The sequence below is a fragment of the Streptomyces sp. NRRL F-6676 genome (genome assembly GCF_000725625.1).
In the GTDB taxonomy this organism is placed as follows: Bacteria; Actinomycetota; Actinomycetes; order Streptomycetales; family Streptomycetaceae; genus Streptomyces.
The window spans coordinates 57,478-82,496 of the sequence record NZ_JOHS01000029.1; the positions used below are offsets into that span (position 1 = coordinate 57,478).

General features: G+C 74.1%; 20 protein-coding genes. 16 read left to right on the forward strand and 4 right to left on the reverse strand.

Annotation, left to right across the window (positions count from 1 at the left end; genetic code table 11):
- Positions 1-11 precede the first annotated feature (11 nt).
- Genes IO29_RS18990 through IO29_RS19005 form a run of 4 tightly spaced genes read left to right on the forward strand, consistent with a single transcriptional unit; the run spans position 12 to position 4,105 of the window.
- Positions 12-977 (forward strand): glycosyltransferase family 2 protein, encoded by a 966-nt coding sequence (locus tag IO29_RS18990; RefSeq protein WP_030381124.1) that lies wholly within the window; start codon positions 12-14, stop codon positions 975-977.
- On the forward strand, positions 974-2,224 hold the full coding sequence (locus IO29_RS18995) for a polysaccharide pyruvyl transferase family protein (protein ID WP_033225584.1): 1,251 nt from the start codon (positions 974-976) through the stop codon (positions 2,222-2,224). The genes IO29_RS18990 and IO29_RS18995 overlap by 4 nt, the downstream gene beginning before the upstream one ends.
- Positions 2,221-2,772: a dTDP-4-dehydrorhamnose 3,5-epimerase family protein gene (locus tag IO29_RS19000; protein ID WP_030381126.1), complete on the forward strand. Its 552-nt coding sequence runs from the start codon at positions 2,221-2,223 to the stop codon at positions 2,770-2,772. Before IO29_RS18995 ends, IO29_RS19000 begins: the two co-directional genes overlap by 4 nt.
- A 7-nt stretch (positions 2,773-2,779) precedes the next feature.
- Entirely contained in the window at positions 2,780-4,105 is a 1,326-nt protein-coding gene (locus IO29_RS19005; RefSeq protein WP_030381127.1) for a glutamate-1-semialdehyde 2,1-aminomutase, read from the forward strand.
- Positions 4,106-4,313: 208 nt separating this feature from the next.
- On the opposite strand, the gene paaN is transcribed toward IO29_RS19005, so the two are convergent.
- A complete protein-coding gene (paaN, locus tag IO29_RS19010) occupies positions 4,314-6,020 on the reverse strand; it encodes a phenylacetic acid degradation protein PaaN (protein WP_030376897.1) in 1,707 nt (568 codons plus the stop codon).
- Between the two features lie 180 nt (positions 6,021-6,200).
- Here paaN and IO29_RS19015 point away from each other — a divergent pair, with 180 nt between their 5' ends.
- Positions 6,201-7,724, forward strand: a complete 1,524-nt coding sequence (locus IO29_RS19015; RefSeq protein ID WP_030376896.1) for a 3-hydroxyacyl-CoA dehydrogenase — start codon at positions 6,201-6,203, stop codon at positions 7,722-7,724.
- Complete coding sequence (locus IO29_RS19020; RefSeq protein WP_030376895.1) at positions 7,721-8,308, forward strand: TetR/AcrR family transcriptional regulator; 588 nt, start codon at positions 7,721-7,723, stop codon at positions 8,306-8,308. Before IO29_RS19015 ends, IO29_RS19020 begins: the two co-directional genes overlap by 4 nt.
- A 36-nt stretch (positions 8,309-8,344) precedes the next feature.
- On the opposite strand, the gene IO29_RS19025 is transcribed toward IO29_RS19020, so the two are convergent.
- Complete coding sequence (locus IO29_RS19025; RefSeq protein WP_199806825.1) at positions 8,345-8,875, reverse strand: Lrp/AsnC family transcriptional regulator; 531 nt, start codon at positions 8,873-8,875, stop codon at positions 8,345-8,347.
- A gap of 175 nt (positions 8,876-9,050) precedes the next feature.
- Here IO29_RS19025 and pdhA (IO29_RS19030) point away from each other — a divergent pair, with 175 nt between their 5' ends.
- From pdhA (IO29_RS19030) to IO29_RS19060, 7 genes are all read left to right on the forward strand, one after another.
- Positions 9,051-10,256 (forward strand): pyruvate dehydrogenase (acetyl-transferring) E1 component subunit alpha, encoded by a 1,206-nt coding sequence (gene pdhA / locus IO29_RS19030; RefSeq protein WP_078618000.1) that lies wholly within the window; start codon positions 9,051-9,053, stop codon positions 10,254-10,256.
- On the forward strand, positions 10,253-11,257 hold the full coding sequence (locus tag IO29_RS19035; RefSeq protein ID WP_030376892.1) for an alpha-ketoacid dehydrogenase subunit beta: 1,005 nt from the start codon (positions 10,253-10,255) through the stop codon (positions 11,255-11,257). The genes pdhA (IO29_RS19030) and IO29_RS19035 overlap by 4 nt, the downstream gene beginning before the upstream one ends.
- The gene (locus tag IO29_RS19040; RefSeq protein WP_030376891.1) at positions 11,257-12,786 is read left to right on the forward strand and encodes a dihydrolipoamide acetyltransferase family protein; all 1,530 of its coding nucleotides are present in this window, start codon (positions 11,257-11,259) and stop codon (positions 12,784-12,786) included. The genes IO29_RS19035 and IO29_RS19040 overlap by 1 nt, the downstream gene beginning before the upstream one ends.
- Before the next feature lie 70 nt (positions 12,787-12,856).
- Positions 12,857-14,080, forward strand: coding sequence for an NTP transferase domain-containing protein (locus IO29_RS36715; protein WP_078617999.1), 1,224 nt, complete (start codon positions 12,857-12,859; stop codon positions 14,078-14,080).
- Entirely contained in the window at positions 14,077-15,264 is a 1,188-nt protein-coding gene (locus IO29_RS19050) for a molybdopterin molybdotransferase MoeA (RefSeq protein WP_037840562.1), read from the forward strand. Before IO29_RS36715 ends, IO29_RS19050 begins: the two co-directional genes overlap by 4 nt.
- A gap of 52 nt (positions 15,265-15,316) precedes the next feature.
- A complete protein-coding gene (locus IO29_RS19055) occupies positions 15,317-16,423 on the forward strand; it encodes a potassium channel family protein (RefSeq protein WP_078617998.1) in 1,107 nt (368 codons plus the stop codon).
- A gap of 118 nt (positions 16,424-16,541) precedes the next feature.
- Positions 16,542-17,522, forward strand: coding sequence for an NAD(P)H-quinone oxidoreductase (locus tag IO29_RS19060; RefSeq protein ID WP_030376888.1), 981 nt, complete (start codon positions 16,542-16,544; stop codon positions 17,520-17,522).
- Positions 17,523-17,531: 9 nt separating this feature from the next.
- On the opposite strand, the gene IO29_RS19065 is transcribed toward IO29_RS19060, so the two are convergent.
- Positions 17,532-18,407: a hypothetical protein gene (locus tag IO29_RS19065; RefSeq protein ID WP_030376887.1), complete on the reverse strand. Its 876-nt coding sequence runs from the start codon at positions 18,405-18,407 to the stop codon at positions 17,532-17,534.
- Positions 18,408-18,624: 217 nt separating this feature from the next.
- On the opposite strand from IO29_RS19065, the gene IO29_RS19070 reads away from it, so the two are divergent.
- Positions 18,625-19,164 carry a bacterial proteasome activator family protein gene (locus IO29_RS19070; protein ID WP_030376886.1) on the forward strand — a complete coding sequence of 180 codons (540 nt, stop codon included), beginning with the start codon at positions 18,625-18,627 and terminating at the stop codon, positions 19,162-19,164.
- 259 nt (positions 19,165-19,423) lie between these two features.
- On the opposite strand, the gene IO29_RS19075 is transcribed toward IO29_RS19070, so the two are convergent.
- On the reverse strand, positions 19,424-21,124 hold the full coding sequence (locus IO29_RS19075) for a Stk1 family PASTA domain-containing Ser/Thr kinase (RefSeq protein ID WP_030376885.1): 1,701 nt from the start codon (positions 21,122-21,124) through the stop codon (positions 19,424-19,426).
- A gap of 388 nt (positions 21,125-21,512) precedes the next feature.
- Here IO29_RS19075 and IO29_RS19080 point away from each other — a divergent pair, with 388 nt between their 5' ends.
- Both IO29_RS19080 and pdhA (IO29_RS19085) read left to right on the forward strand, forming a co-directional pair.
- Complete coding sequence (locus IO29_RS19080; protein WP_030376884.1) at positions 21,513-23,111, forward strand: protein kinase domain-containing protein; 1,599 nt, start codon at positions 21,513-21,515, stop codon at positions 23,109-23,111.
- A gap of 537 nt (positions 23,112-23,648) precedes the next feature.
- Positions 23,649-25,019, forward strand: coding sequence for a pyruvate dehydrogenase (acetyl-transferring) E1 component subunit alpha (pdhA, locus tag IO29_RS19085; RefSeq protein WP_030376883.1), 1,371 nt, complete (start codon positions 23,649-23,651; stop codon positions 25,017-25,019).

The following is a 25,019-nucleotide window of genomic DNA, read 5'->3' on the forward strand; positions in this document are numbered from 1 at the left end:
GTGAGGACCCCATGACCGCGCAACCCAGGCTGAGCATCGGCCTGCCCGTGTACAACGGCGAGGAGTACCTGGCCGAGTCGCTCGACGCCCTGCTCGGCCAGACGTACGAGGACTTCGAGCTGGTGATCTCCGACAACGCCTCGACCGACGGCACGGAGGGGATCTGCCGCCGGTACGCCGCGAAGGACTCCCGTATCCGGTACCTCCGGCTGCCCCGCAACATCGGCGCCGCCCCGAACCACACTCACGTCTTCACCGAGTGCCGGGGCGAGCTGTTCAAGTGGGCCTCGCACGACGACCTGTACGCCCGTGACCTGCTGCGGGCCTGCGTCGAGGCGCTGGACGAGCACCCCGAGGTGATCCTCGCCCACTCCGGTCAGGCGGTCATCGACGGCGACGGCCAGGTGAAGGTGCCGTACGCGTACACGCTCGCCACCGACTCCCCGCACGCGCCGGAACGCTTCCGCAGCCTGCTGTTCGAGCCCGGCGGCGACGACTTCTACGGCGTGATGCGGGCCGACGTGCTGCGCCGGGTGAAGCCGCACGACAGCTACCACCACGCGGACCGTACGTTCGTCGCCGAGATCACCCTGCACGGGCCGTTCCACCAGGTGCCCGAGCTGCTGTACTTCCGCCGCGACCATCCGACGCGCGCCGAGCGGGCCAACCCCTCCAAGCGGTCCCGGTGCGTCAACCTGGACCCGCGCCGGGCGGGCCCGCTGCACCCGACGCCCCGGCTGCTCGCCGAGTACGTGTGGGGGTTCGTCTCGGCGGTGCGGCGGGCGCCGCTGTCCCCGGCCGACCGGCGCGCCTGCTACCGCCATCTGGCGGCGTGGCTGGCGAGCCGGGCGCGGCCGGGGGCGGGCGAGCGGGTCGAGGACCGGGCCCCGGAGGTGCCGGACCGGCTCGCGGTCTCCGTCGACTCGCTGGTCGCGGGGCGCGAGGGCCGGGTGCGCCGCACGGAGAGGCAGCCGTGAGGGCCGTCCGCGTCGGGGTGTTCGGGCTGCTGGGCTCCGGCAACCTCGGCAACGACGGGTCGCTGGAGGCCGTCCTCGGGTATCTGCGCGCCGCGCACCCGGAGGCGGCGGTGGACGCGCTGTGCGGCGGGCCCGAAACCGTCACGGCCCGGTACGGCATCCCGGCGACGCGGCTGCACTGGTACCGCGGCGAGTACCGGACCGCCTCCCGCGCGGGCGCGATCGCCGGGAAGGGGCTCGGGAAGGTCGTCGACGCCTTCCGCACGGCCGCCTGGGTGCGCCGGCACGACGTGGTGATCGTGCCGGGCATGGGCGTGCTGGAGGCCACGCTGCCGCTGCGGCCGTGGGGGTTCCCGTACGCGCTGTTCCTGCTCTGCGCGAGCGGCCGGCTGCTGGGCGCGCGGGTCGCGCTGGCCGGTGTGGGCGCCGCCCCGATCGGCAGCCGGGCGACCCGGGCCCTGGTGCGCCGGTCGGCGCGGCTGGCCGCGTACCGCTCGTACCGCGACGAGCAGTCCCGCCAGGCGATGCGGGCGATGGGCGTGGACACGGCGGCCGACGAGGTCTGCCCGGACCTCGCCTTCGCCCTGCCGGCTCCCAAGGCGCGCCCGGGGCCGCCGGAGGCTCGGGGCCGGGTCTGCGTCGGCGTCATGGACTTCCACGGCAGCGACGACGACCGCGACCGGGCCGGGGAGATCCACCGGCGCTACCTCGACGGCACGACCCGGTTCGTCCGGGCGCTGGCCGAGGAGGGCAGGCCGGTGCGGCTGCTCACCGGCGACACGTGCGACGCGTCCGTGGTCGCCGCGATCCTCGACGCGGTGGACTCGCCGCTGGTCACCGCCTCCCCCGCGGCCTCGCTCGCCGAGCTGATGGCGGAGACGGCGGCGGCCGAGGCCGTGGTGGCGACCCGCTACCACAACCTGGTCTGCGCGCTGCGGACCGGTACGCCGACGCTCGCCCTCGGCTATGCGGCGAAGAGCGACGCGCTCATGGACCGGATGGGCCTGGGCGCCTACTGCCACCCGGCCCGCGAGGTCGACGCCGGCCGGCTGCTCGAACAGTTCCGCGAGCTGGAGAAGCGGGCGCCGGAACTGCGGCGGGTACTGGCCGAGCGGAACGAGACGGTCGCCCGTCAACTCGCCCGCGAGTTCGGCCGGCTGACGGCCGCCCTGTTCCCGGCAGCCCCGGGAAACACCGCCCACCCGGGAATCCCCGGCACCCCCGGCACCCCGCAGGAGGCCTTGTGAAGGCGACCGAAGTCCCGGCGATCGCCGGGGCGTTCCTGTTCGAGCCGACCCCGTACGCCGACGAACGCGGCTTCTTCTGCCGCACCTTCGACGCCGACGTGGTCCGCTCGGTCGGCCTGGACCCGGACGCCTTCGTCCAGGACAGCCTGTCCCGCTCGGCCGGGGGCGTGGTGCGCGGGATGCATCTGCGCGCGGGCGCCGGCGAGGCCAAGCTGGTGCGCTGCTCGTACGGGAGGGTCTTCGACGTCGTCGTCGATCTGCGCCCGGACTCGCCGACGTACCTGGGCCGGGCGTTCCTCGACCTGTCCGGCGAGACGCAGCGGACCGTGTACATCCCGGCGGGCTGCGCGCACGGCTTCCAGGCGCTGACCGACACCGCCGACACGTCGTACCGCATCGACCGCCCGCACGACCCGGCCGAGGACGTGACGATCCGCTTCGACGACCCCGGACTCGCCATCCCCTGGCCGCTGCCGGTCACGTCGGTGTCCGCGCGGGACCGGGAGGCGCCGGGCCTGGCCGAGGTACTGAAGCAGCTGGAGAAGTGAGGCCGCAGTGACCACCGAAGAGTTCGAACTGCCCCGCTCCCGGCAGGCCAACGCGCGACTGCACGCGATGGTCCCCGGCGGCGCGCACACCTACGCCAAGGGCGACGACCAGTACCCCGAGGGCCTGGCCCCGGTCATCAGCCACGGCCACGGCGCCCACGTGTGGGACGTCGACGGCAACCGGTACGTCGAGTACGGCTCCGGGCTGCGCTCGGTCAGCCTCGGCCACGCCCATCCGCGCGTCACCGAGGCGGTGCGGCGCGAACTGGACCGGGGCGGCAACTTCGTCCGCCCTTCGGTGGTCGAACTGGCGGCCGCGGAACGCTTCCTGGCGACGGTGCCGACGGCCGAGATGGTGAAGTTCGCGAAGAACGGCTCCGACGCCACCACGGCCGCGGTGCGCCTCGCCCGCGCCGCCACCGGGCGCGCGCGGGTGGCGGTCTGCGCCGACCACCCCTTCTTCTCCGTCGACGACTGGTTCATCGGCACGACGCCGATGTCCGCCGGGATCCCGGCCGCGACCACCGAGCTGACCGTGTCCTTCCCGTACGGCGACCTGACCGCCACGGAGGAGCTGCTCACCCGGTACGAGGGCGAGATCGCCTGCCTGATCCTGGAACCTGCCGCGGCGACCGAGCCACCACCCGGTTATCTGGAGGGGCTGCGCGCACTGGCCGACCGGCACGGCTGCGTCCTGGTCTTCGACGAGATGATCACCGGGTTCCGCTGGTCGGAGGCGGGCGCCCAGGGGCTGTACGGTGTCACGCCCGACCTCTCCACGTTCGGCAAGGCGCTGGGCAACGGCTTCGCCGTCTCGGCGCTGGCCGGGCGCCGGGAACTGATGGAGCGGGGCGGGCTGCGGCACTCCGGTGAGCGGGTGTTCCTGCTCTCCACGACGCACGGTGCGGAGACGCACTCCCTGGCGGCGGCGATGGCTGTGCAGGTGACGTACGCCGAGGAGGGTGTCACCGCGCGGTTGCACGCGCTGGGGGAGCGGCTGGCCGCAGGGGTGCGGGAGGCGGCGGCCGGCATGGGGGTCGGCGACCACGTTCTCGTGCGGGGCCGGGCCAGCAACCTCGTCTTCGCGACGCTCGACGGGAGCGGGCGGCCCTCGCAGCCGTACCGGACGCTGTTCCTGCGGCGGCTGCTGATGGGCGGCGTCCTGGCGCCGTCCTTCGTGGTGAGCGCGGCGCTCAACGATGCCGACATCGACCACACGGTGGAGGTCGTCTCCCAGGCCTGCGCGGTCTACCGCAAGGCACTGGACGCGGGCGACCCCACGCCGTGGCTCGGCGGCCGCCCGGTGAAACCGGTCTTCCGCCGGCGGGCGTGAGGCGGGCCCTCTCGCCCCCGCCGCCCCTACCCGTCCCACCCCCGGGGGCTACGCCCCCGGACCCCCCTACGGGGCTTCGCCCCGTTTCGCGCAGTTCCCCGCGCCCCTTAAAAGCGGGGGGCGCCCCCAGGCCTTTAGGGGCGCGGGGAACTGCGCGATCAGCCACATCGGACCCGCACTCGCCGACGAACCCCACCCACCCGAGCTCTCAAGCGCCCAGGCCCGTGGAAGGGCGCCGTACCTCCACCACCCGGAAGCGGTTGGCCACGAATGCCGCGTCGCACAGCGCCGCGCTCGCCGCGGGGTTGCCGCCCGACCCGTGGAAGTCGGAGAACGCGGCCGTCTGGTTGACGTAGACGCCGCCCGTCAGGTTGAGGGAGAGCTGGGCGCACTCCTCCAGGCAGACGTCCTCGACGGCCTGTTCGACCTCCGGGGAGGTCGTGTACGCGCCGACCGTCATCGCGCCCCTGTCGCGGATCGTGCGCCGCAGCAGGTCGAGCGCGTCGGCCGTGGAGTCGACGGCGACGGCGAAGGAGACCGGGCCGAAGCACTCGCTGAGGTACGCGGCCTCCGCGTCCGGCTTGGCGCCGTCCAGCTTCACCAGGACCGGCGTGCGGACCACCGCGTCCGGGAAGTCGGGGTGGGCCACCTCGCGCGAGGCGAGCGCGACCTCGCCGAGGCCGGGCGCGGCCTCCAGCCGGGCCTTGACGTCCGGGTTGACGAGCGCGCCGAGCAGCGCGTTCGCCCGCGCGTCGTCGCCCAGCAGGCCCTCCACCGCCCTGGCCACGTCCGCGGTGACCTCGTCGTACGTCTTCGGGCCCGCGTCCGTGGTGATGCCCTCGCGGGGGATCAGCAGGTTCTGCGGGGTGGTGCACATCTGGCCGCTGTACAGGGAGAGCGAGAACGCCAGGTTGGCGAGCATCCCCTGGTAGTCGTCGGTGGAGTCGACGACGACCGTGTTGACGCCGGCCTTCTCCGTGTAGACCTGCGCCTGGTGGGCGTGGGTCTCCAGCCAGTCGCCGAAGGACGTCGAGCCCGTGTAGTCGATGATCCTGACCTCGGGGCGGGTGGCGAGCGTCTTGGCCAGGCCCTCGCCGGGGCGTTCGGCGGCGAGCGCGACCAGGTCGGGGGCGAAGCCGGCCTCCGCGAGCACCTCGCGGGCGATCCGTACGGTCAGCGCCAGCGGCAGCACCGCGCGCGGGTGCGGCTTGACCAGGACCGCGTTGCCGGTGGCCAGGGAGGCGAACAGGCCCGGGTAGCCGTTCCACGTCGGGAAGGTGTTGCAGCCGATGACCAGGGCGATGCCGCGCGGCACGGCCCGGAACGTCTTGGTGAGCACCAGCGGGTCCCGCTTGCCCTGGGGCTTGCTCCACGACGCGGTGTCCGGGGTGCGGGTCTGCTCCGCGTAGGCGTAGGCGACCGCCTCCAGGCCGCGGTCCTGGGCGTGCGGGCCGCCCGCCTGGAGCGCCATCAGATACGCCTGCCCGGAGGTGTGCATCACCGCGTGCGCGAACTCGTGCGTGCGGTCGCTGACCCGCTTGAGGATCTCCAGGCAGACCACCGCGCGCACCTCCGCGCCCGCGTCCCGCCAGGCGCGCTGGCCGGCCCGCATCGCGGGCAGCAGCACGTCCACGTCCGGGTGCGGGTACGTCACGCCCAACTCGATGCCGTACGGGGAGACCTCGCCGCCCACCCAGTCGTCGGTGCCGGGCTGGCCGAGGTCGAGCCGGGTGCCGAGCAGGGCGTCGAAGGCGGCCCTGCCCGCGGCCGCGTCCAGGCTGCCGTTCTCCCCGTAGGCCTTGGGGTGCTCGGGGTGCGGCGACCAGTACGCGCGCGTGCGGATCGCCTCCAGCGCCTTGTCGAGCGTGGGCCGGTGCTGCGTGATCAGCCGGTGCGCGACGGGTTCGGCGGTCATGCGGAACCAACTCCTCACCTGGGCGGGAACGTGGACGGGGCCATGGGCGGGGACGGGGCCATGGGCGGGGACGGGGCCATGGGCGGGGACGGGCGGACACGGCTAGAGTAACCGAACGATCGGTCGGGACAAGGGGGTCCGCCGCATCTGTGGACAACTCCGTGCGGGAGGATCGCGCACATGACAGGACTCGACCTCAGCAGCCCCGTGGCCGTCGTCGGCACCGGCACGATGGGCCAGGGCATCGCCCAGGTGGCGCTGGTCGCGGGCCATGTCGTACGGCTGTACGACGCGGTCCCGGGCCGTGCCGAGGAGGCGGCCGCCGCGCTCGCCGCCCGGCTGGACCGGCTCGTGGCGAAGGAACGGATGACGGCCGCCGACCGGGACGCGGCCGTGGCCCGGCTGCGGCCCGCCGCGGACCTGGCCGAACTCGCCGACTGCTCCCTCGTCGTCGAGGCGGTCGTGGAGCGCCTGGAGACCAAGCAGGAGCTGTTCCGCGCCCTGGAGGACGTCGTCGACGACGACTGCCTGCTCGCCACCAACACCTCCTCCCTCTCCGTCACGGCCGTCGGCGGCGCCCTGCGCAACCCCGGCCGCCTCGTCGGGCTGCACTTCTTCAACCCCGCCCCGCTGCTGCCCCTGGTCGAGGTCGTCTCCGGGTTCGCCACCGACGTCACGTCGGCCACGCGCGCGTACGGGACGGCACGCGCCTGGGGGAAGACGCCGGTGGCGTGCGCCGACACCCCCGGGTTCATCGTCAACCGGATCGCGCGGCCCTTCTACGCCGAGGCGTTCGCCGTACTGGAGTCCCAGGCCGCCGACCCGGCCACGATCGACGCGGTGCTGCGCGAGTGCGGCGGCTTCCGGATGGGCGCGTTCGAACTGACCGACCTCATCGGCCAGGACGTCAACGAGTCGGTGACGCACTCCGTGTGGCGGTCCTTCTTCCAGGACGTTCGCTTCACGCCGTCCCTCGCTCAGCGGCGGCTGGTGGAGTCCGGCCGGCTCGGCCGCAAGAGCGGCCACGGCTGGTACGACTACTCCGACGGGACCGGCGCTGCCGAGCGCCCCGAACCGCACACCGCCGAGAAGGCGGAGCCGCCCGCCCACGTCGTCGTCGAGGGCGACCTGGGCCCCGCCGCCGAGCTGCTCGCGCTGATCCGCGAGGCGGGCATCCCGGTGCGCGAGGAGGAAGAGGACCACGGCACCCGCCTGGTGCTGCCCGGCGGCGGCCAGCTCGCCCTGGCCGACGGGCAGACCTCGGTGGAGTTCCGGGACGTCGTCTACTTCGACCTCGCCCTGGACTACCGCAAAGCCACCCGCATCGCCCTGTCCGCCTCCCAGGACACCGCCCCGGCCACGCTCTCCGGCGCCGTCGGGCTGTTCCAGGCGCTCGGCAAGGACGTCAGCGTCATCGGGGACGCCCCCGGGATGATCGTCGCCCGTACGGTGGCCCGGATCATCGACCTCGCGCACGACGCCGTCGCCAAGGGCGTGGCCACCGAGGAGGACATCGACACCGCGATGCGCCTGGGCGTCAACTACCCGCTCGGTCCCTTCGAGTGGAGCCGCCGGCTCGGCCGCAACTGGGCGTACGCCCTCCTCGACGACCTGCATCTGCGCGACCCCTCGGGCCGTTACGCGCCGTCCCTCGCGCTCTACCGCCACGCGTACGCCTCCGAGAAGCGGGAGGGCACCTCATGACCACCGCCCGGCGCGACACCTACACCCCGGAGAGCCTGCTCTCGGTGGCGGTGCGGGTCTTCAACGAGCGCGGCTACGACGGCACCTCCATGGAGCACCTCTCCAAGGCGGCCGGCATCTCCAAGTCGTCGATATACCACCACGTCAGCGGCAAGGAGGAGCTGCTGCGCCGGGCCGTGAGCCGGGCGCTGGACGGCCTCTTCGGCATCCTCGACGAGCCCCCCGCGCGCGAGGGGCGCGCGGTGGAGCGCCTGGAGTACGTGGTGCGCCGCACGGTGGAGATGCTCACCACCGAGCTGCCCTACGTGACGCTGCTGCTGCGGGTGCGCGGCAACACCGGCACCGAGCGGTGGGCGCTGGAGCGCCGGCGCGAGTTCGACCACCGGGTGGCCGAGCTGCTGAAGGCGGCGGCGGCCGACGGGGACGTGCGCGGCGACGTGGAGGTGCGGCTGGCGACGCGGCTGCTCTTCGGGATGATCAACTCGATCGTCGAGTGGTACCGGCCCGACGGGCGCGGCAGCGCCGAGCGGGAGGTCGTGGACGCGGTGGTCCGCATGGCCTTCGCGGGGCTGCGGGCGGGCTGAGGCGCGGGTCACGCAGCGGCCGGGGCAGTAGCCCGGTCAGCTCTGCGGTTCCAGGTCCTCCTCCTCGAAGACCAGCAGCGTGCGCGTGCCCAGCACCTCCGGGATCGCCTGCAACCGGGTCAGCACCAGGTCGCGCAGCGCCCGGTTGTCGGAGGTGTGGACGAGGAGCAGGACGTCGAAGTCGCCGCCGACCAGGGCGATGTGCGAGGCGCCCGGCAGCAGTCGCAGCTGCTCGCGGACCGTCCGCCAGGAGTTCTGCACGATCCGCAGCGTGATGTACGCGGACGTCCCGTGCCCGGCGCGCTCGTGGTCGACGCGCGCCCCGAAGCCGCGGATCACGCCGTCGTCGAGGAGCCGGTTGATGCGCGCGTAGGCGTTGGCGCGCGAGACGTGCACGCGTTCGGCCACCGACCGTATCGAGGCACGGCCGTCGGCCTGGAGCATCTGGAGGATGTCGCGGTCGATCGCGTCCAGCGGACGGGCGGGCAGACCGGGTCCGGCCGTCGTGGCCGGCGCCGACGGGTCGGTCCGGGGGTCGGCTCCGTCGGCCATTTGTTCAGATGACATGCACCCCCGCCTCTCCGCGATGGACGTCCTGCGTCCATCTCAGGCTGTGGAGAACCGTTTGTCCACAGCCTGGAGGCCCCTGTAGCCAAAATGTGCCGACGACCGAACAATCGGTAGGTGAGGTGCGTCACCACCGTGGCGCGCCGCGAAGCCGCTCCCACGAGGAGGTGCCGTCATGACGGTCATGGAGCAGCGGGGTGCCTACCGGCCGACCCCGCCGCCCGCCTGGCAGCCCCGTACGGATCCCGCGCCGCTGCTGCCCGACGCGCGGCCGTACCGGGTGCTGGGCACCGAGGCGGCCGGGGGGACCGACGCCGATCTGCTGCTCCGTCTGTACCGGCAGCTGGTCGCCGGCCGCCGCTACAACACACAGGCGACGGCGCTGACCAAGCAGGGGCGGCTCGCCGTCTACCCCTCCAGCACCGGCCAGGAGGCCTGCGAGGTGGCCGCCGCGGCCGTCCTCCAGGAGCGCGACTGGCTCTTCCCCAGTTACCGCGACACGCTCGCCGTCGTCTCCCGCGGCGTCGATCCCGTCGAGGCCCTGACGCTGCTGCGGGGCGACTGGCACAGCGGCTACGACCCCCGCGCGCACCGGGTCGCCCCGCTCAGCACCCCGCTGGCGACCCAGCTGCCGCACGCGGTCGGCCTCGCCCACGCCGCCCGCCTCAAGGGCGACGACGTGGTGGCGCTCGCCCTGGTCGGTGACGGCGGCACCAGCGAGGGCGACTTCCACGAGGCGCTCAACTTCGCCGCCGTCTGGCAGGCGCCCGTCGTCTTCCTGGTCCAGAACAACGGCTTCGCGATCTCCGTGCCACTCGCCAAGCAGACCGCCGCCCCGTCCCTGGCCCACAAGGCCGTCGGGTACGGGATGCCGGGCCGCCTGGTCGACGGCAACGACGTGGCGGCCGTGCACGAGGTCCTCGCCGACGCCGTGCGCCGCGCGCGCGAGGGAGGCGGCCCCACGCTGGTGGAGGCGGTCACCTACCGCGTCGACGCGCACACCAACGCCGACGACGCCGGGCGGTACCGCTCCGAGGCGGAGGTCGAGACCTGGCGTGCGCACGACCCGATCGTGCTCCTGGAGGACGAGCTGACGCACCGCGGGCTGCTCGACGAGGACGTCAGGGCGGCCGCGCGGGACGCCGCCGAGGCCATGGCGGCCGATCTGCGCGCCCGTATGCACGAGGACCCCGCCCCGCACCCCATGGACCTCTTCGCCCACGCCTACACCCGGCCCACCCCGCAACTGCGGGAGCAGGCGGAGCAGTTGCGGGCGGAGCTGGAGGCCGAGGCGGAGGCGGCGGGTTCCGGTGCCGAGGCGGAGGCGGCCGGTGCCGGTGCCGAGGCCGGCTCCGGTGTGCGGGAAGGGGACGGCCGATGACCACCGTCGCCGTCAGGCCCGCCACCATGGCGCAGGCGCTCACGCGCGCGCTGCGCGACGCGATGGCCGCCGATCCGGCCGTGCACGTGATGGGCGAGGACGTCGGCACGCTCGGCGGTGTCTTCCGGGTCACCGACGGGCTGGCCGCGGAGTTCGGCGAGGACCGCTGCACGGACACGCCGCTGGCCGAGGCCGGCATCCTCGGCGCCGCCGTCGGCATGGCGATGTACGGGCTGCGGCCGGTCGTGGAGATGCAGTTCGACGCGTTCGCCTACCCGTCGTTCGAACAGCTCGTCAGCCACGTCGCCAAGATGCGCAACCGCACGCGCGGCGCGATGCCGATGCCGCTCACCATTCGCATCCCCTACGGCGGCGGCATCGGCGGGGTCGAACACCACAGCGACTCCTCCGAGGCGTACTACATGGCGACCCCGGGGCTGCACGTGTACACCCCCGCCACGGTCGCCGACGCCTACGGCATGCTGCGCGCGGCGATCGCCTCCGACGACCCCGTCGTCTTCCTCGAACCGAAGCGGCTGTACTGGTCCAAGGACACCTGGAACCCGGAGGACCCGCCGGCCGTTGAACCCGTCGGACGCGCGGTGGTGCGGCGCCGGGGCAGCAGCGCCACGCTCCTGACGTACGGTCCGTCGCTGCCCGTCTGCCTGGAGGCGGCCGAGGCGGCCCGGGAGGAGGGCTGGGAGCTGGAGGTCGTCGACCTGCGCTCGCTGGTGCCGTTCGACGACGAGACGGTCTGCGCGTCGGTGCGGCGCACCGGGCGCGCGGTCGTGGTGCACGAGTCGACCGGGTTCGGCGGGCCCGGCGGGGAGATCGCGGCCCGGGTGACCGAGCGCTGTTTCCACCACCTTCAGGCGCCGGTGCTGCGCGTCGCCGGGTTCGACGTCCCGTACCCGCCGCCGATGCTGGAGCGGCACCATCTGCCCGGCGTCGACCGGATCCTGGACGCGGTCGGGCGGTTGCAGTGGGAGGCGGAGAGCTGATGGCACAGGTGCTGGAGTTCCGGCTGCCGGACCTCGGCGAGGGGCTGACGGAGGCGGAGATCGTCCGCTGGCTGGTCGAGGTCGGCGACGTGGTCGCCATCGACCAGCCCGTCGTCGAGGTCGAGACGGCCAAGGCGATGGTCGACGTCCCCTGCCCGTACGCCGGCGTGGTCACCGCCCGCTACGGCGAGGAGGGCACGGAACTGCCGGTCGGCGCCCCCCTGCTCACGGTCGCGGTCGGCGCCGCCGACGCCACCACCGACGCCACTACCGACCCCGACGCCACCACCGACCCCGACTCCTCGGGCAACGTCCTGGTCGGCTACGGCACGAGTGCGGCACCGGCACGCCGCCGCCGGGTGCGCCCGGCGCAGGGCGCGCCGGGGCGCGGGGCGGCCGCGGATTCCGGTCCGGGGGCTTCGGCGCCGCCGGCCGGGCCCGGCCCGGCAGCCGGGTCCGGGGCGCAGAGGGGTGTCGACGGCACGGCGGGTGCCCGTCGTGCGCCGGTCCCCGGCGCGGCGGCCGGAGCCTCGGCCGCGAGCGGGTCCGACACGCGAGGCGCCGCCCGCGGCAGGACGGAGGCCGGCCGTGCACCCGCGCCCGGCGGGGAGGCCCGGGCCGACACGTTCGTCGACGTCCGGGGGGACGGGCCCGTGCCCGTCGTCTCGCCGCTGGTGCGGCGGCTCGCGCGGGAGAACGGGGTGGATCTGCGGCGGTTGGCGGGGTCCGGGCCCGACGGGCTGATCCTCCGCGTGGACGTCGAGGACGCGCTCCGCGCGGAGGCGGCCCGCGCACGCACGGCCGCGCCCACGCCCGGCGTGCCGGACGAGGGTGTCGTGCACGGGACCCGGGTCCCGCTGCGCGGTGTCCGCGGCGCCGTCGCGGACAAGCTGGCCCGGAGCCGTCGGGAGATCCCCGACGCCACCTGCTGGGTGGACGCCGACGCCACCGAACTGCTGAACGCCCGCACCGCGATGAACGCCGCCGGCGGCCCGAAGATCTCCCTCCTCGCCGTGCTCGCACGGATCTGCACGGCCGCGCTGGCCCGGTACCCCGACCTCAACTCGACCGTGGACACGGAGGCCAGGGAGGTCGTACGGCTCGACGAGGTGCACCTCGGGTTCGCCGCGCAGACCCCGCGCGGCCTCGTCGTCCCCGTCGTCCGGGACGCCCACGCACGCGACGCGGAGTCGCTCACCGCCGAGTTCGCCCGGCTCACCGAGGCCGCGCGCACCGGCACCCTCACCCCCGCGGAACTCACCGGCGGCACCTTCACGTTGAACAACTACGGCGTGTTCGGCGTCGACGGCTCCACGCCGATCCTCAACCACCCCGAGGCCGCCATGCTCGGCGTCGGCCGCATCGTCCCCAAACCATGGGTGCACGGCGGCGAGTTGGCGGTCCGGCAGGTCGTCCAGCTCTCGTTCACCTTCGACCACCGGGTGTGCGACGGCGGCACGGCCGGCGGCTTCCTGCGCTACGTCGCGGACTGCGTGGAGCAGCCGACGGTGCTCCTGCGCACGCTGTGAACGCGGAAGAGGCCGCCGCCACGGCCGCCCTGGTGACGGCACGGGTGCCGCGGGAGCCCATACTCGTGGGGTGACCGCGTACCAGCCCGCAGCCGCCGCTGCCGGTGGCTTCGACGCCGTCGTGCTCGCCGGGGGCGCCGCCCGGCGGCTCGGCGGCGCCGACAAGCCCGGCGTCCGCGTCGGCGGCCGGGCGCTGCTCGACCGGGTGCTGTCCGCCTGCGCCGGCGCGGCCGTCACCGTGGTGGTCGCCGACCCCCGCCCGACCGCCCGCCCGGTGCGCTGGGCGCGCGAGGAGCCGCCCGGCGGCGGCCCCGTCGCCGCGCTCGACGCGGGGCTGCGGCACACCACGGCCCCCGTCGTCGTCGTCCTCTCCGCCGACCTGCCGTTCCTCGAGGCGGCGACGGTACGGCGGCTGACGGCCGCCCTCGGGGAGAGCGGCGCCGAGGGCGCGCTGCTCCGCGACGCCGACGGCCGCGACCAGCCGCTCGTGGCCGCGTACCGCGCCGACGCGCTGCGCCGCGAACTCGCCCGGCTCGCAGCCGAGAACGCCGACAACGGCGAGCACGCCGGGCACGCCGGGCACGCCGAGCACGGCGAGCATGCCGGGCATGCCGGGCACGCCGGGCACGCCGGGCACGGCGAGCACGCCGGGCACGCCGAGCGCGGTGGACTCGGCGGGCTGCCGCTGCGCCGGCTGACCGGCGCGCTGCGTCTCACCCGCACCGACCACCCCGTCGCGTCCTTCGACTGCGACACCTGGGACGACATCGCCGCCGCCAGAGCACGGATCAGGGAGCATGGGCACGTGTTGGATGAATGGATCTCCGCAGTCAAGGACGAGCTGGGCATCGATCTCGACGTCGACACCGGCGTCCTGCTCGACCTCGCCCGCGACGCCGCGCACGGCGTGGCCCGCCCGGCGGCCCCGCTGACCACGTTCCTCGCGGGCTACGCGGCCGGCCGCGCCGGCGGCGGCCCGGAGGCGGTCGCCGAGGCCGCCCGCAAGGCCGCGGCCCTCGCCCTGCGCTGGGCCGACGAAGCCAACGGGAACAACGAAGCGAACGGGACCCACGGAGCCGACGGGACCGACGGAGCCAACGGGACCGACGAAGCCAACGGGGCCAAGGACAGCGCCCCCGCCGTCCCCGCCGCCACCGGCACCGCGCCCGCCGCCGGTGACGCGGGGCCGACCGCCGCCGACACCGCCCCGACCGCCACCGGCGCCCCCGGCGCCGCGACCGGCGGCAGCGGCCCGGTCGGCGACCGCGACGGCACCGGACCGGACGCCGGATGACCGGGCGCGGCGCCCGGGAGACCGAGGACGGCGGCGAACGCTACGTCGAGGAGGCCCTGGCCATGGCCCGCGGTGACGGTGGACCCCGCCCCGGCGGAGCCCGCACGCGCCCCGTCCTGCCGCAGGACCCCGACATCGAGGAGGCCCTCGCCCTCGTCCGCGGCGCGCCCGACCGGCCCGCCTCCCCCGCGGACCTCCGGGACACCCACCTCCCCCCGCCCGCCTCCCCCGCCCCGGCCGGCGAGGCGGTCCGCATCGCGACCGGCGCCCGCGTCCCGCCGGACACCACCGCCATCCTGCGCAGCGAGCACGGCCGCACCGACGACAAGGGACGGCTGCACGCCTCCCGCGACCCGGCCCACGGGCAGGACATCCGGCCGCGCGGCCAGGAGTGCCGCAGCGGCGACCATCTGCTGCCGGCCGGCACCGTGGTCACCCCCGCCGTGCTCGGCCTCGCCGCGGCCGCCGGGTACGACACCCTCGCCGTGCTGCCGCCGCCGCGCGCCGAGGTCCTCGTCCTCGGCGACGAACTGCTCACCGAGGGACTGCCGAAGGACGGGCTGATCCGCGACGCCCTCGGCCCCATGCTCCCGCCCTGGCTGCGCGCGCTCGGCGCCGAGATCGTGGCCGTGCGGCGGATCGGCGACGACGAGAAGGCGCTGCGCAAGGCGGTCACCCGCTCCGTCGCCGATCTGATCGTCACCACCGGCGGCACCGCCTCCGGACCGGTCGACCACGTCCACCCCACCCTGGCCCGGATCGACGCCGAACTCCTCGTCGACGGCGTCCAGGTGCGTCCCGGCCACCCCATGCTGCTGGCCCGTACCGGCGAGAGTCAGTACCTCGTCGGCCTGCCCGGCAACCCCCTCGCGGCGGTCTCGGGCCTGTGCACGCTCGCCGAACCGCTGCTGCGTGTGCTCGCGGGGCGCCCGGCCCCCGAGCCGTACACGCTGCCCGTACGGGAAGCCGTCCAGGGGCACCCACGCGACACCCGGCTCGTGCCCGTCACCGTCCGCGGCGAGTACGCGGTGCCGCTGCACTTCAACGGCCCGGCGATGCTGCGCGGCATCGCCGCCGCCGACGCCCTGGCGGTCGTACCGCCCGGTGGGACGGGGCCGGGCGCGGAGCTCGAACTGCTGGATCTACCCTGGGCCCTGGCGGGGATCGGGGTATGTCTCGCTTGAGGCCCCACGCGGGCCGATCGAGGACCGCACCTCACGTGCAGCGAAACGGGGAGTGTTTCACGTGAAACTTCCGGGCCGGGACGCCATCGCCCGCCAGCCGGACGAGCATCTCGCCACCGCACAGGTGCGACTGCCGCGGCGGGTCGTGGACCGCCCGATCCGCCAGGTCGGCAAGCGGCTGCTGCTGGCGCTGCTCGTCCTCGTCGTCACCGCCCTGACCGTCTGGTTCGACCGGGACGGCTACCACGACAACGTCGGGGACGGCGTCGATCTGCTCGACTCCTTCTACTACGCCACCGTCACCCTCTCCACCACCGGCTACGGGGACATCACCCCGGCCGGCGACGGGGCCCGGCTGACCAACATCCTCGTCATCACGCCGTTGCGCGTGCTGTTCCTGATCATCCTGGTCGGCACCACTCTCGAGGTGCTCACCGAGCGCACCCGGGAAGAGTTCCGGCAGAACCGCTGGAGGGCGGCCTTGAGGGACCACACCGTCGTGATCGGCTTCGGCACCAAGGGGCGCTCGGCGATCCAGACCGTGTGCGCCACCGGCCTGGGCAAGGACCAGGTCGTCGTGGTGGACCCCAGCGCCAAGGCCATCGAGGCGGCCACCGCCGACGGCTACGCGGGCGTGATCGGCGACGCCACCCGCAGCGATGTGCTGCGCCGGGCCGAGGCCCACCGCGCCCGGCAGATCATCATCGCCACCCAGCGCGACGACACGGCCGTCCTTGTGACGCTCACCGCCCGCCAGATGAACCGGGGCTCCAAGATCGTGGCCGCGGTGCGGGAGGAGGAGAACGCGCCGCTGCTGCGGCAGTCCGGCGCGGACGCCGTCATCACCAGCGCCAGCGCGGCCGGCCGGCTGCTCGGGCTCTCGGTGCTCAGCCCCACCGCCGGCGTGGTCATGGAGGACCTCATCCAGCAGGGCAGCGGCCTGGACATCGTCGAACGGCCCGTCATAAAGGCCGAGGTGGGGCGCGGGGTGCGGGAGACGGACGACCTGGTGGTGAGCGTCGTCCGCGGGCACCGGGTGCTCGGCTACGACGACCCGTCCATCGGCGGGCTCCAGGTGACCGACCGGCTGATCACGATCGTCCGGTCGTCGTCCGGCACCCGGCTCACCCCGGATCTGCGCCGGCTGCCGCAGGAATAGCGCCCGCCGCCTCGGCGGGGCCCGGGCCGTGGAGTCCGGCGCCTCGGCGGGAGCGGGGCAGCGGAGTCCGCCGCCTCGGCGGGGGCGGGGCGGGGGCCCGGGGAGTAGCGTCGGCCCCATGTACGCGATCACGATTCCCAATCCCGGTGGACCCGAGGCGCTGGTGTGGGCCGAGGTCCCCGATCCCGAGCCCGGTGAGGGCGAAGTGCTGGTCGAGGTGGTGGCCAGCGCCGTCAACCGCGCCGACCTGATGCAGCGGATGGGCTTCTACGCGCCGCCGCCCGGTGCCCCCGTGTACCCGGGCCTGGAGTGCGCGGGGCGGATCGCCGCGCTCGGCCCGGGCGTGTCCGGCTGGGCCGTCGGCGACGAGGTGTGCGCGCTGCTCGCGGGCGGCGGCTACGCCGAGAAGGTGGCCGTCCCGGCCGGCCAGCTGCTGCCCGTGCCCGCGGGCCTGGAGCTGCGGCAGGCGGCCGCGCTGCCCGAGGTGACCTGCACCGTCTGGTCCAACGTGTTCATGGTGGCCCAGCTGCGCCCCGGCGAGACGCTGCTCGTGCACGGCGGCTCCAGCGGCATCGGCACCATGGCGATCCAGCTCGCGAAGTCGGCCGGCGCGAAGGTCGCGGTGACCGCGGGCACCAAGGAGAAGCTCGACTTCTGCGCCGACCTGGGCGCCGACGTACTGATCAACTACCGCGAGCAGGACTTCGTGGAGGGGGTCCGCCGGGCCACCGACGGGGCGGGCGCCGACGTCATCCTCGACAACATGGGCGCCAAGTACCTGGAGCGCAACGTGGACGCCCTCGCGGTCAACGGGCGGCTCGCGATCATCGGCATGCAGGGCGGCACGAAGGGCGAGCTGAACATCGGCACCCTGCTGGGCAAGCGCGCCGCGGTCAGCGCGACCTCGTTGCGCGCCCGGCCGCTGGGCGAGAAGGCGGCGATCGTGGCGGCCGTACGGGAGCACGTGTGGCCGCTGCTCGCGGACGGCCATGTACGGCCGGTCGTCGACCGGGAGCTGCCGATGAGCGAGGCGGCCGAGGCGCACCGGGTGCTGGAGGAGAGCGGGCACATCGGCAAGGTGCTGCTGGTGGCGCCGTAGCGGAACCCCTTACGGGACGCGGCGGACGCGAAGGGCGAGCAGGGCGAGGGCCAGACCCAGGCCGATGAGGATCAGTCCGCCGCCGAGCGGCAGGATCCGCGTCATGCGCGCGGCGGCGGACCGGCGGGGCGCGGCGAGCGGCTGCTCGGCGGCGGCCTCGTCGGAGGCCCGGGGGGTGCGGCTCGGGTCGCCGGTGGCGGTGCCCGTGCCGGTGCCCGTGCCGGACTGGTCGCCGTCCCGGCCGCCGGGGTTGGTGCCGGTGGTCGGGGCGGGGCCCGAGTGGTGGGGGCGGTGGGGGGAGTGCGGGTGCTCCTTGTCCGCGGCGTCGCCGGGAGGTTCCGTGCCGGGGGACTCCTCGGACGGGGAGGCGGTCGCCGTGCTCTTGGAGCCGGTGGGGCGGGGGGCGGGTGCGGAGGGCCGGGGGGTGCGGGTTCCGCCCCCGGTGCCGGGACCCTCGTCGTTCTCGTCCTCGTCCTCGTTCTTGTCCTTGTCCTTGTCCCCGGGCCTGGGTGGTGTGCCGGGGTGGGCGGGGTGGTCGCGGCCGTCCGGCCGGCCGGGTTTTCCGGGGTGCGGGGGGTCCGGTGGCGCGGTGTGGTCCGGTTCCGGTGCGTGGGGGCGGGCCGGGGCCCGGTGGCCGGGGTGCGGGTGGTGGGGGGTGGCGTCCGGCCTCTCCGGCTCCCGTGGGGCGGCGGTGTGCGCGGCCGCCCGTGGGTGGGACGCGGGCGCGACGGCGTACGCGGGCTGTGCGGCGAGGAGGGCGGCCGTCGTGAGGCCCAGCGGCAGGGCCGCGGTGCGGAGGGTGCGAAGGGCGCGGAGGGCGCGGGGCGGCGTGCGTCGCGCGCGGGGTGCGCGGGGTGCGCGTCGGCTGCGGGACCACTGAGTCACCCGCAGGACCCCCTCCCGTGCTCGTCGGGTGCCAAGATCGACGCCCTCAGCGTCACACGGGGCACGCGATACGGCACTCCGGTGCCGCCCGTTCGGGCACCGGGCCCGGCGGGGCGGCGGGCGCGGCCGGGGCGGGGCTCCCCGGCGTACGGGGACGGGTCCGCGTACGCCGGGGGCGGCACCGTGGGGTCATGGGTCCGTGCGAGACAATGGCCGTATGGAGATGCCGAGGAACGAACGGTCGCCGGAGAACCCTCAGATCCTGGTCGTCGGCCAGGACGGCATGGCGCTCGGCGGCACCGGGGACGACGACTCCCGCGAGATCCCGGTGACGGAGATGGTCGAGCAGCCCGCCAAGGTCATGCGGATCGGGAGCATGATCAAGCAGCTGCTCGAGGAGGTGCGGGCGGCTCCTCTGGACGAGGCCAGCCGGCAGCGGCTGCGGGAGATTCACGCGAGTTCGGTGAAGGAGCTGGAGGACGGGCTCGCTCCCGAGCTGGTGGAGGAGCTGGAGCGGCTGTCATTGCCGTTCACGGACCAGGTGACGCCCAGCGACGCGGAGTTGCGCATCGCGCAGGCGCAGTTGGTGGGCTGGCTGGAGGGGCTGTTCCACGGCATTCAGACGACGTTGTTCGCGCAGCAGATGGCCGCGAGGGCGCAGTTGGAGCAGATGCGGCGGGCGTTGCCGCCGGGGGTGGGGGGTGAGGGGGAGGAGGATCCCCGGCAGGGGGGCCGGTCCGGGGGGCCTTATCTCTGACCTGCGGCCGGTCGAAGTGTGACCTGCGGCCGGTGGAAGTGTGACCTGCGGCCGGTGGGGGCGGAAAGACGGTTTTCGCCCCCGCCGCCCCTACCTTTCCCGTCCTCCAGAGGCGCTGCCCCTTCGACCCCGGGAGAGCTCGGGTGGGTGGGGTTGTCCGTTGCTCGCGCCCGCGCGGCGGAGCCGCAGATTGCGCCCCTACGCCGGGTTGCCCGTCGAGTTGAACACAGCCCGCGCCCCTTTGGGCGCTCAGCCCCCCCTACGCCGGGTTGCCCGTCGAGACCGTCAGTTTCAGCTTGGGCATGTTCTTGGGGTCGGCGTCCGTGTCGGCGGCGGGGTACTGGTCCATGACCGTGTCCTCGCCGTAGGTGTTCTCGTCCGTGTCGATGATCTCGTACTGCCAGCCGGCGGCCTGGAGGCATTCCTTCACCGACGTCAGGTTCTTGAACTGGAAGTTCGGGATGACGATCTTGTCCGCGTCGTCGTACGAGGTGCTCGGCTCCGTGCACTTCGTCTTCTCGATCGTCTTCGTCGTGTCCGGGCCCTTGTGCCCGGCCTCGCGCGACGCCTCCGCGGAGGCCGAGGCACGGGCGCGGTCGGCCTTGTCGTCCCCGCCGCCGTTGTTCACGACCAGCGCGATCACCAGGCCGAGGACGGCGACGACCGCCACGGTCACCGAGCCGATGATCACGCCCCGGTTGCTCTTCTGACCGGAGCCGCCGGAACCGCCCGGACCCCCGGCCCCGGACACCGGCCCCTGCGGCGAGACGGCGTACGGCGGCGGCGTCGAGGCGCCCTGCTGCGGTGCGTACCCGCCCGTGTGCTGCTGCGGCGGTGCCCCGTAACCGCCCTGCTGCGGATAGCCGTACGCCGGGGACTGCGGTCCCGGCGTCGGCGAAGGGCCCCCGTACGGGTTCGGCTGCGGCGTCGGCTGGTACGGCGTCTGCACCGGCCCCGTCGGACCGGTCGGCGCCGCCCCGTCGACCGGCGGGAACACCGCGGCGCCCACGCCCGCCCCGGACTGCGTCTGCGTACCCGGCACGATGCTGGGCGCGGACGACGTGACCGCCGCCGCCACCCGCAGGCACTCGTCCCGCATCGCCTCGGCGCTGGGGAAGCGTTCGTTGGGGTTCTTCTTCAGCGCGCGGGCGACCAGCGCGTCCACCGCCGGCGGCAGCGAGCGGTTGATCGACGACGGGACCGGCGGCTCCTCCTGCACATGCGCGTAGGCGATCGCCAGCGGCGAGTCCGCGTCGAACGGCAGCCGCCCGGTGACCAGTTGGAAGAGCATGATGCCGACCGAGTACAGGTCGCTGCGCGCGTCCACCCCGCGGCCGAGCGCCTGTTCGGGCGAGAGGTACTGCGGGGTGCCGACGACCATGCCGGTCTGCGTCATCGACGTCACGCCGGACTGCATGGCGCGGGCGATGCCGAAGTCCATCACCTTCACCACGCCGCGCTTGGTCACCATCACGTTGCCCGGCTTGATGTCCCGGTGCACCAGCCCCATCTCATGGCTGATCTCCAGGGCCGCCAGCACGTCCGCGGTGACCTTCAGGGCCTGGTCGGCCGGCATCGCGCCGTACCGCTGGATGTCCGACTCCAGGACCGAGCCCAGGGGGCGGCCCTCGATGTACTCCATGACGATGTACGGCGTCGGCGTGCCCGTGCCGCCGGAGTCGTCGCCGAGGGAGGTGTCCTCGCCGGTGTCGAAGACGGAGACGATGTTGGTGTGCGTGAGCTTCGCCACGGCCTGCGCCTCGCGCCGGAACCGCTCACGGAAGGCCTGTTCCCGGCCGAGTTCGGTGTGCAGCGTCTTGATCGCGACCTGCCGGTCGAGCACCGAGTCGTAGGCGAGGTGCACCGAGGCCATGCCGCCCTCGCCGAGCAGGTCGCGCAGCTGGTAGCGGCCTCCGGCCACCGATCGCCCCGCATACCGGCTCTGGCCGTCCTGGCTCATGTTCTGCGTCCCCCATCGGCGTCGCGAGCACAGGGAAAACCCCTGCTCCCGCGTTCCCCGCCCGCCTCCGACCGGTGCGCTCCCGACCGGGCGACCGGCTGATAACTGATCGACTGGCTCATTCCCGGCCAAGTCTGCCCCAGGGCACCGACACGTCAAGCGCGGTGCCCGATCCGTGACCCTACGCGAAGGAAGCGTCGCGCAAGCGTTACAGGTGGCCTACCCCCGGTACACAGAATTTGCACGGAGGGACCCGCGCCGGGTTTCATGGCCGGTCCGCTCGAAATCCAACGGGGACCGCCGCTTCGCGCGGAGCCTGTAGCGTGACCCGACGGAAGACCGTGACAACCACCGCGCAGACCGCGGGAAGACACGACGGCGAGGACTGATGGCACAGACGCAGCGCGCCCAGGGCCCGTCCGACCCCGAGGCGAGTGGCGGCGGCATGTCGGAGACACCGGAGAACTGGGGCAACGGCGGACTGGTCGGCGACGGCCGGTACCGGCTGACCCACAGGCTCGGCCGGGGCGGCATGGCCGAGGTGTTCGCGGCCGAGGACGTCCGTCTCGGGCGGACGGTCGCGGTCAAGCTGCTGCGCGCCGACCTCGCCGAGGACCCGGTCTCCAAGGCCCGCTTCACGCGCGAGGCGCAGTCGGTCGCCGGCCTCAACCACCATGCCATCGTGGCCGTGTACGACTCCGGCGAGGACGTCGTCGGCGGCCAGTCCGTCCCGTACATCGTGATGGAGCTGGTCGAGGGCCGCACCATCCGGGACCTGCTGCTCAACGCCGAGGCCCCCGGTCCCGAGCAGGCGCTGATCATCGTCTCCGGCGTCCTGGAGGCGCTGGCCTACTCGCACCAGCACGGCATCGTGCACCGCGACATCAAGCCGGCCAACGTCATCATCACGCACAACGGCGCCGTGAAGGTCATGGACTTCGGCATCGCCCGCGCGCTGCACGGCGCCTCCACGACGATGACGCAGACCGGCATGGTCATGGGAACACCCCAGTACCTCTCGCCCGAACAGGCACTCGGCAAGGCCGTCGACCACCGCTCCGACCTGTACGCGACCGGCTGTCTGCTCTACGAACTCCTCGCGCTGCGCCCCCCGTTCGTCGGCGAGACCCCGCTCTCGGTGGTCTACCAGCACGTCCAGGACATGCCGGTGCCGCCGTCCCAGACCTCCGACGGCTGCCCGCCGGAGCTCGACGGGCTGGTGATGCGCTCGCTCGCCAAGGAGCCGGACGACCGGTTCCAGACCGCCGAGGAGATGCGCGGGCTCGTCCAGTACGGGTTGCAGATGCTCTACGACGAGGGCGGCCACACCGGTACCTGGAACACCGGTCCGGTGGGCGCCCCCGACGGCCGGCACACCCCGGCGGCCGGCCTGGCCGGCACGACCGTGCTGCCGCACCCCGGCGACCTGGGCACCGCGGCCGTCCCGCAGCCGATCCTGCCCCCGTACGGCGGCGGGGACGACGGCGGCTTCGAGGGCGGCGGCAACAAGGGCAGCGGGCGCGGCAAGCTGTGGATCCTCGCGGTGCTCGCGGTCATCGCCGTCGTGGCGGGGGTGGCGCTGGCGCTCAACAGCTCCGGGGGCGACGGGGGCGGTGGCGGCACCAAGGAGTCGCCGACGACGTCGCAGTCCACCAAGGAGAAGGACGACAGCGAGACGCCGAGCGCCACGCAGAGCGACGACTCCTCGGACGAGAACACCGGGTCGGATTCGGGATCGAACTACGAGCCGGCCAAGCCGCCGTCGAACGACTACACCCGGAAGCCTACGAACACGGCGTCCACGCCGGACGGCGCGGAGTCGACGCCGGAGGGTGACGGGGGCGGCGGTGGTGGCGGTGGGGCGTCCACGCCCGCCGGACAGCAGTCGTCGCCCGCGGGCAACGAGTCGCCTCCGGACTCCTCCGGCGGGGACGCGGGCGCGGGTGACGACGAGGGCACCGGCACGGACGAGGGCGCGGGTAACTGACCCGTACGACACGGGCCCCGGCCGCGGCATGATCGCCGCGGCCGGGGCCCGTTCGCGTCTGCCGTGCGCGCCCGCACGGAATGCCGTACGGGCGGAACGGGCGCGATGGGTGGGAACGGAGTAGAAAGGGGTGGAACGGGTGATTTTCCCGGGTTTCCGGGGGACATCCGCCGCGACCGCGATCATCGCCTCCACCGGCGGCGAACCCTTCACGTGACGCGGCTCACCGGGATAACGTGCCCTTGTTCCGGCCCCCTGCAAGGCTGTGACCAGCATCTGTTCCCGACTTCTCGATTTACTTGGAAGCCCAAGCAAAATCGCAGGTCAGAAGGGGTTTCACAGAAATGTGGAGCACTGGGTAACGTGCTGTCCCGCAGGGCGCTCGCCGGGGCACCTGTCACGCCTGTTCCCGACCGGGCCGCACCCACCCCGTGCGCCCCCCCAGGAGCGGGCGAGCCGCTCTCCCGGGCTCGGAACGGGCCGGGGAGACCCCAGGCACCCGGCGAACCCGGGGGCCGGACCGACGGAGGAGCACACGTGACCGTGGAGAGCACTGCCGCGCGCAAGGCGCGACGCAGCGCCGGAGGCAAGGCCGGCGCCACCGGCACCGAGCGGGCCGGCTCGGCCGGCGGGACCGGCGAGCGCGCCGGCTCGGCGGACGAGCAGACCGGCACCACCGGAACCAAGCGCACCACCCGCACCACCGCGAAGACCGCCGGCGCCGCCGGAACCGCCGGCACCAAGCGCGCCGCCGCGAAGCCGCGCGCCGCCAGGCAGTCCGCCGCGAAGACCGGCCCGAAGGGCGCCGCCCCGGCCGCCGCGGGCGAGGCCGACCTCGTCCAGCTGCTGACGCCCGAGGGCAAGCGGATCAAGAACGCCGAGTACGACCCGTACGTCGCCGACCTCACCCCCGAGGACCTGCGCGGGCTGTACCGGGACATGGTCCTCACCCGCCGCTTCGACGCCGAGGCCACCTCGCTCCAGCGCCAGGGCGAGCTGGGCCTGTGGGCCTCGCTGCTCGGCCAGGAGGCCGCGCAGATCGGCTCCGGCCGCGCCACCCGCCCGGACGACTACGTCTTCCCGACCTACCGCGAGCACGGCGTGGCCTGGTGCCGCGGGGTCGACCCGACCAATCTGCTCGGCATGTTCCGCGGCGTGAACAACGGCGGCTGGGACCCGAACAGCAACAACTTCCACCTCTACACGATCGTCATCGGCTCCCAGGCGCTGCACGCCACCGGCTACGCCATGGGCATCGCCAAGGACGGCGCCGACGCGGCCGTGATCGCCTACTTCGGGGACGGCGCCTCCAGCCAGGGCGACGTCGCCGAATCGTTCACCTTCTCCGCGGTCTACAACGCCCCCGTGGTGTTCTTCTGCCAGAACAACCAGTGGGCGATCTCCGAGCCGACCGAGAAGCAGACCCGCGTGCCGCTCTACCAGCGCGCCCAGGGCTACGGCTTCCCGGGCGTCCGCGTCGACGGCAACGACGTCCTGGCTTGCCTCGCGGTCACCAAGTGGGCGCTGGAGCGGGCCCGCCGGGGCGAGGGCCCCACGCTGGTCGAGGCGTTCACCTACCGGATGGGCGCCCACACCACCTCCGACGACCCCAGCCGCTACCGGCACGACGACGAGCGGGTCGCCTGGGAGGCGAAGGATCCGATCGCCCGGCTGCGCGCCCACCTCGCCGCCGCAAACCACACCGACGAGGGATTCTTCGCGGAACTCGAGGCGGAGAGCGAGGCGTTGGGAAGGCGAGTGCGCGAAGCGGTCCGTGCCATGCCGGACCCGGACCACTTCGCCATCTTCGAGAACGCCTACGCGGACGGACACGCGCTGGTCGACGAGGAGCGCGCCCAGTTCGCCGCCTACCAGGCGTCGTTCGCGGACGCGGAAGGGGGCAAGTGA

Bases quoted from the DNA above. Each gene is read 5' to 3' on its own strand.
- IO29_RS18990 (WP_030381124.1), top strand. From the start codon at position 12: ATGACCGCGCAACCCAGGCTGAGCATCGGCCTGCCCGTGTACAACGGC.
- paaN (WP_030376897.1), bottom strand. From the start codon at position 6,020: ATGACCGCCGAACCCGTCGCGCACCGGCTGATCACGCAGCACCGGCCC.
- IO29_RS19015 (WP_030376896.1), top strand. From the start codon at position 6,201: ATGACAGGACTCGACCTCAGCAGCCCCGTGGCCGTCGTCGGCACCGGC.
- IO29_RS19020 (WP_030376895.1), top strand. From the start codon at position 7,721: ATGACCACCGCCCGGCGCGACACCTACACCCCGGAGAGCCTGCTCTCG.
- IO29_RS19025 (WP_199806825.1), bottom strand. From the start codon at position 8,875: ATGTCATCTGAACAAATGGCCGACGGAGCCGACCCCCGGACCGACCCG.
- pdhA (WP_078618000.1), top strand. From the start codon at position 9,051: ATGACGGTCATGGAGCAGCGGGGTGCCTACCGGCCGACCCCGCCGCCC.
- IO29_RS19035 (WP_030376892.1), top strand. From the start codon at position 10,253: ATGACCACCGTCGCCGTCAGGCCCGCCACCATGGCGCAGGCGCTCACG.
- IO29_RS19040 (WP_030376891.1), top strand. From the start codon at position 11,257: ATGGCACAGGTGCTGGAGTTCCGGCTGCCGGACCTCGGCGAGGGGCTG.
- IO29_RS19050 (WP_037840562.1), top strand. From the start codon at position 14,077: ATGACCGGGCGCGGCGCCCGGGAGACCGAGGACGGCGGCGAACGCTAC.
- IO29_RS19060 (WP_030376888.1), top strand. From the start codon at position 16,542: ATGTACGCGATCACGATTCCCAATCCCGGTGGACCCGAGGCGCTGGTG.
- IO29_RS19070 (WP_030376886.1), top strand. From the start codon at position 18,625: ATGGAGATGCCGAGGAACGAACGGTCGCCGGAGAACCCTCAGATCCTG.
- IO29_RS19075 (WP_030376885.1), bottom strand. From the start codon at position 21,124: ATGAGCCAGGACGGCCAGAGCCGGTATGCGGGGCGATCGGTGGCCGGA.
- IO29_RS19080 (WP_030376884.1), top strand. From the start codon at position 21,513: ATGGCACAGACGCAGCGCGCCCAGGGCCCGTCCGACCCCGAGGCGAGT.